The following is a 9,636-nucleotide window of genomic DNA, read 5'->3' on the forward strand; positions in this document are numbered from 1 at the left end:
ACCGTTAGGTTCTAAGTTTTGAGTTTTTTAGGGTAGAACGTCGCGCAGGATTTTGAGTAGTTTTTCAGCCGTGTAGGGTTTTGCTAAAAATGCTTTGACTCCAACGCCGGAAAGCATTGCAGACTGCTGATTAGAGTTCAGTCCGCTAACGGCGATGACATTAACCTGGGGGTCAATTTTGTGTAGCGTGCGAATTGTTGTGAAGCCGTCCATTGATGGCATCATCATGTCTACCAACACCAGCCGAATCTTGTCTCGATGCTGGGCATAAAGGGCGATCGCCTCAATTCCATCATTCGCAGTCATCACTTCGTAGCGATACGCTTCCAGGGTCGCTTTCGTGATTTCACAAATCGCCGCTTCATCATCAACGACTAACACCAACTCGCCATTTCCTCCGGGTAGATGGCGATTACTTTCTTCAGCCGTTTGGGACAACGTTGTCTCCGTTGCAGGCAGGTAAACCTTAAATCGGGTGCCCTTACCCACTTCACTATAGACATTGACAAAGCCACCGTGGTCTTTGACGATGCCGATGACTGTGGATAGGCCCAGCCCAGTCCCTTTGCCCACCTCTTTTGTAGTGAAGAAAGGTTCAAAGATTCGATCTAAAACAGCAGGCGGAATCCCTACCCCCGTGTCTGAAACGGTCACGGCCACATAAGGTCCAACATGCGCGTGAATGTTCATGCGGGCATAGTTTTCATCCACGACCAGATTTTCAACTACGATGCTGAGCCTACCGCCATCGGGCATGGCATCACGGGCATTTACACAGAGATTCATGAGTACTTGATGCAGATGCGTTGCGTCTCCTGATACTACCCACAAGTCCCAGATGGGAATATCCGTCCAAATCTCAACAGATTTTGGAAAAGTTTCTTTAGCAATTTTCTCAATCTCTTTGACTAGATGACCAATTTGGAGCATCGTGCGTTCTCCTTCAATGCCTCTAGCGAATGAGAGAACTTGCCTAACCAAATCAGCTCCCCGTCGAGCACTGGTTTCCAGGGTTTCGAGCCATTGCTTGGCCTGCTCATCGTCTTCGCGAACTCTGGTTTCAAGCAGCTGCACCGCCATCAGAATTGGAGCCAGCATATTGTTCAAATCGTGGGCAATGCCGCCTGCTAGCGTGCCGATGCTCTCCATGCGCTGTGCCCTTAAGAACTGCGCTTCCAGGCTCTTTTTTTCAGTTATATCTGTGCCGACGATGAGAATTGATTTCGGTACGTCGTGTTCGTCTCGAACCAGCGTCCAGCGGCTTTCGACAATGATCTTACGGCGGTCTTTTGTGAGCTGTCGCAGTTCACCTTGCCATTCACCATTTGCCAGTAAGCTCGTTTGGGCTTCTAAATACTGAGGAGATGGCTCGGCGTACAAAAGCTGACTGGCAGCTTTTCCCAGGGCTTCTGCGGCAGTCCAACCGTAGAGCCGCTCTGCACCGTAATTCCAAAACAGAATTCGAGTCCCCAGGTCTTTGACTAGAATTGCGTCTGTGGCAATGTTGATCAGGGCGGCCTGTTCCTGAATTTTTTGCTCGGCGCGTTTGCGTTCGGTTACGTCAGTCTGGATGCCAACAAAGTAAAGCAGCTTGCCCTGAGCAGAAAAGACGGGCGAGATTTTTAGCTCATTCCAAAAGGGCTGTCCGTCTTTGCGATAGTTGAGCAGCGTGACTTTCACTTCTCGCTGGGCGTTGATGCCTTCCCGAATTTGGGCAACAGTTTCCCGATCTGTGGCTGGCCCCTGGAGAAACCGACAGTTTCGCCCTACCACCTCTTCTAGCTGGTAGCCTGTAATTCGAGAAAAGGCAGGGTTGGTGTAGATGACTGGATGATCAGACCGGTTAGGGTCACAGATAAGGATGCCGTCTGAGGCGGAGGCGATCGCCTGAGCCTGCAATAGATTCTCAGTCGCAGCCATTTGCAAAGCCATTGCTGACCGTTTGCGTTCGATCGCGTAGCGCATCGAGCGTACCAGCAGGTCGCCCGTCACCTGACCTTTGACCAAATAATCTTGAGCGCCATCCTGCACCGCTCGTACCGCTAGCTCTGTATCGTCTAGCCCAGTCAACACAATAATTGGGGCAGTTGAGCCACGCGCTTGAGCCTGGAGCAACGTATCTAAACCTTGGCTATCCGGCAAAGATAGGTCAAGCAAAACTACATCAAAGTCCTCTTGCTGCATCTGCTGCACTCCCTCACTCAAGAGTTCTACATGCACCAGGGTGACAGGAGCCAATATCTCTGCCAAACTTTCTTGCAGCAAACGAGCGTCGCCGGAGTTATCTTCGACTAACAAGACTTTGAGTCGCTGATCAACCATCTACCCCTACTCCATCGGCAGTTTTACGATGGTTAGCCAAAATTCCTCAATAGATTTCACAATCCGGATGAATTGATCCAGGTCAACGGGTTTGGTGATGTAGCAGTTGCCGTGCAGGTTGTAGGCTCTAAGGATATCTTCCTCCGCTTGAGAGGTGGTCAAAATCACAACCGGAATGCGCCTCAAGCTGTTGTCTTCCTTGATCGTAACCAAAACCTCTCGCCCATCTTTTTTGGGCAGGTTTAGGTCTAGCAAAATTAAGTCAGGACGAGGAGCAGACGAATAGTTGCCCTGGCGATAGAGAAATGCCAACGCCTCGGTGCCATCCTGAACAACGTTGAGATGGTTGTTAACTTTGCCATCTCGAAGCACTTCTCGTGTCAGACGAACATCGCCAGGATTGTCTTCAACCAGTAAGATTTCGATCGGTCTACCGGATATCGCATGGCTCATGCCGAGTTCCCTCCCCTGTCTGGAATAGTGAAGTAGAAGGTTGAGCCTTGTCCAGGCTGCGATTCAACCCAGATGCTTCCACCGTGACGCTCTATAATCTTTTTACAAATTGCCAACCCAATGCCAGTGCCGGGATACTCGCCACGACTGTGCAATCGTTGAAATATTAAGAAAATTCGATCAACATATTCTGAGTCTATCCCGATTCCGTTGTCTTGCACGGAGAATAGCCATGCATCTGCACGACGCTGACTGCTGATGTGGATCTGGGGTCGTTGGTTGCTGCAAAATTTGATGGCATTGCTAATCAAATTTTGAAACAGTTGGGTCAGTTGGGTGGCATCTGCCATGATTTCGGGGAGGGGGTCACAGGTGACGTTTGCGTGAGCGACTTTGATTGTGGTTTGAAGGTTGGCGATCGCCCGATCCAAAATAGCAGAGCAGGGGGTCAACACAAAGGACTTGCCGCGACTATCAACGCGAGAATAATCGAGCAAGTCATTGATCAAGGTCTGCATTCGCATCGCACCGTCTACGGCGTAGTTAATAAACTCATCTGCCGTGTCGTCAAGTTGCCCTCGATAGCGCCGCTCTAGCAGTTGCAGATAGCTGGCGACCATTCGCAACGGCTCTTGCAAATCGTGGGAAGCGACGTAGGCAAACTGCTCCAAATCAGCATTAGAGCGAGCAAGCTCCTGGCTTTGAAGGTTGGCTTGCTCTAGCATCTGAGACTGAGCTAGAGCGATGCCGATCTGGTCTGCCAACTGCTGCGTTAATTCAATTTCTGAGGATGTCCACTGGCGGGGGCGATCGCACTGATGGACAATCAACAAACCCCAAAACTGATCCTTGAGCAAAATTGGCATGACCAGCTTTGACTTTACGTCAAGGTATTCCAAAAAATGCACCAAACAAGGTTCTAACTTTGCCGTACCAACGTCGTTGACCGTGTAGACGCGTCCCTGCCGATATTTTCTGAGATAGTCTGCTCCAAAGCAATCATCTTGAACTTTTAGATCTAGGGTAGATGACCACCCTGGCGCAACTGCCTCCTGAATCACCTGTCCCTTGCTTTCTGAGTCAAGCCGAAATATCAATACGCGATCGGACTGAAAGATCTTTTGTACCTCGGTAACGGCTGTTTGCAGGATTTCGCCAAGTTGGAGTGATCGGCGAATCTTCAGGCTAATTTCAGCAAAAAGCTGCGATCGCATACTTTGTAGCTGGAGCATTTCTGCTGCCTGCTTGCGATCGCTGATGTCGCTACCGATGCCCAAAAAACCAGTCAGGTTGCCATCCGAGTCGCGCAGACCTGTGGCTGAAAGCACGATTGGAAAGCGAGAACCATCTTTGCGAATGTAAGTCCATTCTCGCTCCTCGACTCCACCCGATCGGATTTTGTGGACAAAGCATTCAAAACCAGGGGCGATCGTCTCCCCCAGTTCCTCACTCAGTTCCCTGGCTCGTTGCTCTACCTCTTTAAGGTCGTGGATCAGCAAAGGTGTTTTCCCTACCACCTCGTCTGCGCTGTAGCCCAACAGTTGCTCTGCGGCTCGGTTAAAGGTGCGAATGGTGCCATCAAGGTCGGTTGAAATAATCGTGTAGTTTGCGCCATCCAGAATGGCTTGCTGAAGTAGCGTTGTTTCTAGAAGCGATCGCTCTGCTCGACGGCGATCGGTGACATCATTGACCAAGACCATCACGGACTGCTTTCCAGCAAAAATCAGGTCGTGAACCGTGATTTCCACATCGATCAAGCTGCCGTCTTTTTTGCAATGTTGCCAAAGCCCTACCTGTCCGATGCCAGAAGTCAAGTTCGCAACATTTTGCAGCAGTACTGGAATGTCTTCGGGTGGGCGAATGTCACACAGAGTCATGGATAGGAATTCTTCCTGAGAGTAGCCATAGTGGGCGATCGCTGCCCGATTTACTGCCAAGAACGCAAGCGTCTCCAGGTCATACACCCACATTGGCTGGGGATTGTTCTCAAACAGCAGTCGATACCGCTCTTCTGAACTTCGCAATGCTGCCTCAGCCTGTTTTCGCGCATTAATATCCTCAAAGTAAACAGACAAACCCTGTCTAGAAGGATAAGCATGAATTGAAAACCAAGTCTCCAGCGACGGGTAGAATTCTTCAAACTCGACACTGGTTTGCGTTTCCACAGCTTGCTGATACTTTCGATAAATTGCTGAATCAACCAGATCAGAAAATTCTTCCCAAATACAGCGCCCCAACAATTCAGTGCGGCTTCGGCGTAGCAACACTTCTGCTTGACGATTGATGTAAGTGAAGCGCCACTCGTCGTCTAGCGCCAAAAACGCATCCGTAATGCTCTCCAAAATATCGCTGCTGTGAGTTTGGGTTTCGGTCAGCTCAGCCAGACTGCGGCGTAGTTCTAACTGAGCCATCACTTGCCTTGCCAGCGCTTGCAAAGCCTCTAACTGAGCAGAATCTAGCTGACGGGGTACATAGTCCAGCACACACAAGGTTCCTAACCCATACCCCTCGCCAGTAACCAGGGGCATCCCTGCATAAAAGCGCACTGCTGGGTCAGCCTGAGCTAAGGGAATATGGACAAACTGCTCATCTTGCTGCACATCATTCACCACCAGCGGCCCAGTCTGGAGAATTGCCTGGGCGCAGAACGTCGCATCTCTGGGAATTTCTGAGGTATCTAAGCCAACTTTTGACTTAAACCACAGGCGATCGCTATCCACCAGGCTGACTAGGGCAACTGGAGTCTGGCAAATGTAAGCCGCCAAACGAGCCAAATCATCAAAAGCAGGCTCAGGTGCCGTATCTAAAATATTCAGTTGACACAATGCTTTGACCCTGACAGCTTCGTTATCGGGCAAAGGTGCCTGAACCATGTTTATAAAAAGTTTGTCTAACGCATCATTTATACACTCAGTTTAAATGACTCTGTTAGCAGCATATTTGAATCTTTCAAGAAGGGAGTTAAGGGTTAGGGATTGGAGGTTAGGGAAATAAGCGGACTTCACGTAGTTCAGCTGTAGATTAGTCACCTCAGTTGGAGGAGCGATCGCCTGTTTACCCTTACAAGGCATTGCCAGCCACAAAACGATATTGAGCCGCAACCCCCCAACCTAATTTCCCAAACCTCAACCTCAACTCTTAATCCCTAATACTCCCATCCGGCATAATTGCTCCTTTGAAGGTCGCGCCTTCCAAATTGGCATCCTGCAAATTTGCGCCGCTCAGGTCAGCGTTGCTCAAGTCGGCTCCGCTGAGGTTGGCATTGCTCAAGTCGGCATTTCTTAAGAAGGCGTTGCTGAGGTTTGCGCCGCTGAGGTCTGCCCCACTCAAGTTTGCAGTTGATAAACCTGCACTGCTGAGGTTTGCGTCATTTAACTTGGCGTTGCTGAGGTCGGCGCTGTCGAGCAGGGCCCCGCTCAGGTTTGCCAGAGTCAGGTCTGCGCCAGATAAGACAGCCGTGTTTAGAACTGCTTTGGTTAAATCAGCCTGACTTAAATCAGCCTGGCTTAGCTCGGCTCCTTGCAGATCACATTCAGGGCACTGTTTATTTTCGAGTAACTGTTGTTCGGGTTTCGCCCGAGTACAGCCGAAAGCCAATAGACAAAGGGCGATCGCCCCACTCAACACCAAAATTTTGGATTTCATATTCAATCAACCCCTTAAACGATGAAAAATTTGAGTTTCAGGAGAGGCGATCGCCCCGACTGCGATTAATCTGATGACTCAGCAAAATCACAGGCAAGACTCCCACCAGGATGATGGCTAGCGCTGGGGCAGAAGCTTCTGCTAGCCGTTCGTCTGCCGCTAGGCGATAGACCTGCACCGCCAGCGTGTCGAAGTTGAAAGGGCGGACAATCAGCGTTGCCGGAAGCTCTTTCATTACATCGACAAACACGAGAATGGCGGCGGTGAGCAATCCGCTACCCAAAAGTGGCGCATGAACGCGCAGCAATGTGCTGGTGGGGTTGTGCCCTAGCGATCGCGCTGCATCATCTAGATTGGGTTTAATTCTCCCCAGACTCGCCTCAACGGTGCCCAGTGAAATTGCCAGGAAGCGCACCAAGTACGCAAAGACTAGGGCAATGATCGTGCCGCTGAGCAACAGTCCGGTAGAAATGTTGAACGTCGAGCGCATCCAGGCATCCAGGGCATTGTCTAATCGCCCGATCGGAACTAGGACACCAACGGCAATGACTGAACCGGGAATGGCATAACCCATCGCCGCAATCCGGGCTGCTAGAGACATCGCAGGAGTGGGACGCAGCCGCACCCCATAAGCCACAATCAGGGCGATCGCCACCCCTAAAACTGCCGTCAGCCCCGCCAGAGTAAAGCTGTTGCTGGCAAACTGCCAGAAGCGATCGGTAATCGTCACATCCGCATTCTTGATAGTCATATGCAACAAGAGCGCAGTTGGAACGACAAAACCCAAACAAAGGGGTACGAGGCAAGCAATTTGGGCGATCGCCGCTCGAATTCCCCGCAAAATGTAGCGGTTTGGCAGTTGCCGCACACTGCCACTCTGGTAATAGCGCACTTGTCGGCGTGACCAGCGTTCCAGCAGAATCAACCCCAAAATGAACAGCATTAGACAAGCCGCAAGCTGAGAAGCAGCCTGACGTTCGCCCATGCCAAACCAAGTGCGATAGATACCTGTGGTGAAGGTGTCTACCGCAAAAAACTGCACTGTGCCAAAGTCGCTCAGGGTCTCCATTAGCGCCAAGGCTACTCCTGCGGCGATCGCCGGACGCGCCAACGGTAAAGCTACTTTCAAAAAGCTGCGCCAGGGATTGCACCCCAAACTGCGGCTAGCTTCCAATGTGCAAACCGATTGCTCCAGGAAAGCAGTCCGCGCCAGCAGGTAAACGTAGGGATAGAGCACCAACGTCAGCATGGCGATCGCCCCCCAAACTGAACGAATGTCTGGGAACCAGTAATCATTCACCGTCTGCCATCCAAACAGGCTTCTGAGCGATCGCTGCACTGGCCCGTAAAATTCCAGCAGTTCCGTGTAGGTGTAAGCCAGGATATAGGCTGGAGCCGCCAAAGGCAGCAACAGTGCCCATTCTAGCCAGCGGCTACCCGGAAAGTGGCACATCGTCACCAGCCAGGCCGTTCCAACCCCGATCAGCAAAACGCCACTGCCTACACCCAGCATCAGCCAGAAAGAATTCATCACATAACGGGGCAAAACGGTTGAAGCAAGGTGACTCCAGACATCCGCAGCGGGCGTAAAAATGCTGCCTACAACAAAAATGACCGGAACCGAGATCAGGCAAGCGATCGCCCAAACCAGCAGCGTCCAACCACCCAGCGGTAGCCGAAACGCGACAGCGCGACGCTCAGCTCGTCTAGATAATAAAGACACTCCACCCCTCCAGGCGATCGCCCTTGATGAGAATTTCTGGCAAATCCTACTTTACTACGGAGCCGGAGTTATGAATGATGGGAAGGGTGAACAATTCAAACTGCGCCTCTATGCTGCCCTCTGCCATCCTGCATCTCGAAAACGTCACAAAGCAGTTTTCCAGGGCTGCCGCGCCTGCAGTCAATGACATAACGCTTACTTTGCAGGAAGGAGATGTGTTGGGGCTGTTGGGTCCGTCTGGCTGCGGCAAAACGACTCTACTGCGGATGATTGCAGGGTTTGAGTCACCCCAAGCCGGGCGGGTTGAGCTAGCCGGACGGCTCGTCGCTGGAAACGGCACCTGGATCGCGCCTGAAAATCGCTCGATTGGCATGGTTTTTCAGGATTTTGCCCTATTTCCTCACTTAAATGTTGCCGAGAATGTTGCGTTTGGCTTGAAGCAGCGAGACAGCAAGAAACTGTGGCAAGAACGAACGATTGAGGCGATCGCCCTGGTTGGCTTGCAGGGCATGGAAAACCGCTATCCCCACGAGCTTTCTGGGGGTCAACAGCAGCGAGTCGCCCTAGCCCGCGCCCTAGCCCCGCGTCCAACCCTGGTGCTGCTCGACGAACCACTGAGCAACTTAGATGTGCAAGTGCGACTTTATCTGCGCCAGGAAGTCCGAGATATTCTCAAAAAAACAGGCACTTCTGGCATTTTTGTCACCCATGACCAGGAAGAAGCCCTCTCTATTTCTGACCAGGTTGCTGTGATGCGACAAGGGCACCTAGAACAGATCGGCACTCCCGAGGCAATCTACCGGGAACCTGCCTCGCGCTTTGTGGCTGACTTTGTGACTCAGGCTAATTTTGTGCCTGCCCGATATCACAACCAAAGGTGGCAAACCGAAATTGGTCACTTTGATGCAGACAGTGTTGCTTGTGCTTGCAGTTGCGATCGCCCTTCAGAACTGGAAAACATGAGTGGCGACCTGATGATTCGGCAGGAAGACCTGCTTCTGCATCCCGATGCAGAAGGGAACGTGACAGTGGGCAATCGCCAATTTCTGGGACGAGAATACAGCTACCGTCTCTACACCTCATCAGGCCGCATCCTTCAAGCCCGCACGCCTACCTCCATGCTGCTTTCTGTAGGACAATCCGTGCAGCTATCCGTCACAAATTCGGCACTGAAGTTCTTTCCCGTTCAAAATTCTGCTCGACCATCAGCCGCTTCGATTGACCGGATCAAGGAATAGCATGATTGACCACGATCGGCTGTTTAAGGAATTGCTTTCTACCTTTTTTGCCGAGTTTATTCAGCTATTCTTACCCGAAGTTTTTGCTTATTTAGAACCCAATTCCACCACATTTCTCAATAGACCTCTTGCATGAATCAAGAGAAGAGCTGAAAGTAGATTAGCCCTACTGAAATGAATGACTCATGCTCTACCAGCAAATCCAAACCCTGAACCCAGTTGTTTTTCGCCGGGCATGTGGAGTGAAGCGAGAAA

At 51.2% G+C, this 9,636-nt stretch carries 6 protein-coding genes and 1 pseudogene; 2 read left to right on the plus strand and 5 right to left on the minus strand.

What is annotated here, in order from left to right:
- Positions 1-27: 27 nt before the first annotated feature.
- The 5 genes from H6G00_RS02205 to H6G00_RS02225 all read right to left on the minus strand — a co-directional run bounded on the left by H6G00_RS02205 (position 28) and on the right by H6G00_RS02225 (position 8,143).
- Complete coding sequence (locus tag H6G00_RS02205; protein ID WP_190795465.1) at positions 28-2,322, minus strand: response regulator; 2,295 nt, start codon at positions 2,320-2,322, stop codon at positions 28-30.
- 6 nt (positions 2,323-2,328) lie between these two features.
- A complete protein-coding gene (locus H6G00_RS02210; RefSeq protein WP_190643418.1) occupies positions 2,329-2,775 on the minus strand; it encodes a response regulator in 447 nt (148 codons plus the stop codon).
- Positions 2,772-5,648, minus strand: coding sequence for a PAS domain S-box protein (locus H6G00_RS02215; protein WP_190795466.1), 2,877 nt, complete (start codon positions 5,646-5,648; stop codon positions 2,772-2,774). Before H6G00_RS02215 ends, H6G00_RS02210 begins: the two co-directional genes overlap by 4 nt.
- A gap of 265 nt (positions 5,649-5,913) precedes the next feature.
- The gene (locus tag H6G00_RS02220; RefSeq protein WP_190643420.1) at positions 5,914-6,420 is read right to left on the minus strand and encodes a pentapeptide repeat-containing protein; all 507 of its coding nucleotides are present in this window, start codon (positions 6,418-6,420) and stop codon (positions 5,914-5,916) included.
- Positions 6,421-6,457: 37 nt separating this feature from the next.
- Complete coding sequence (locus H6G00_RS02225; RefSeq protein ID WP_347278135.1) at positions 6,458-8,143, minus strand: iron ABC transporter permease; 1,686 nt, start codon at positions 8,141-8,143, stop codon at positions 6,458-6,460.
- Between the two features lie 110 nt (positions 8,144-8,253).
- Here H6G00_RS02225 and H6G00_RS02230 point away from each other — a divergent pair, with 110 nt between their 5' ends.
- Positions 8,254-9,381 (plus strand): ABC transporter ATP-binding protein, encoded by a 1,128-nt coding sequence (locus tag H6G00_RS02230; protein WP_190795470.1) that lies wholly within the window; start codon positions 8,254-8,256, stop codon positions 9,379-9,381.
- 1 nt (position 9,382) lies between these two features.
- Positions 9,383-9,505: pseudogene (locus H6G00_RS36005) on the plus strand (DUF4351 domain-containing protein); the annotation flags it as partial.
- Between the last annotated feature and the right edge of the window lie 131 nt (positions 9,506-9,636).

This window comes from Leptolyngbya sp. FACHB-541 (assembly GCF_014695875.1).
GTDB lineage: Bacteria > Cyanobacteriota > Cyanobacteriia > Elainellales > Elainellaceae > JAAUTN01.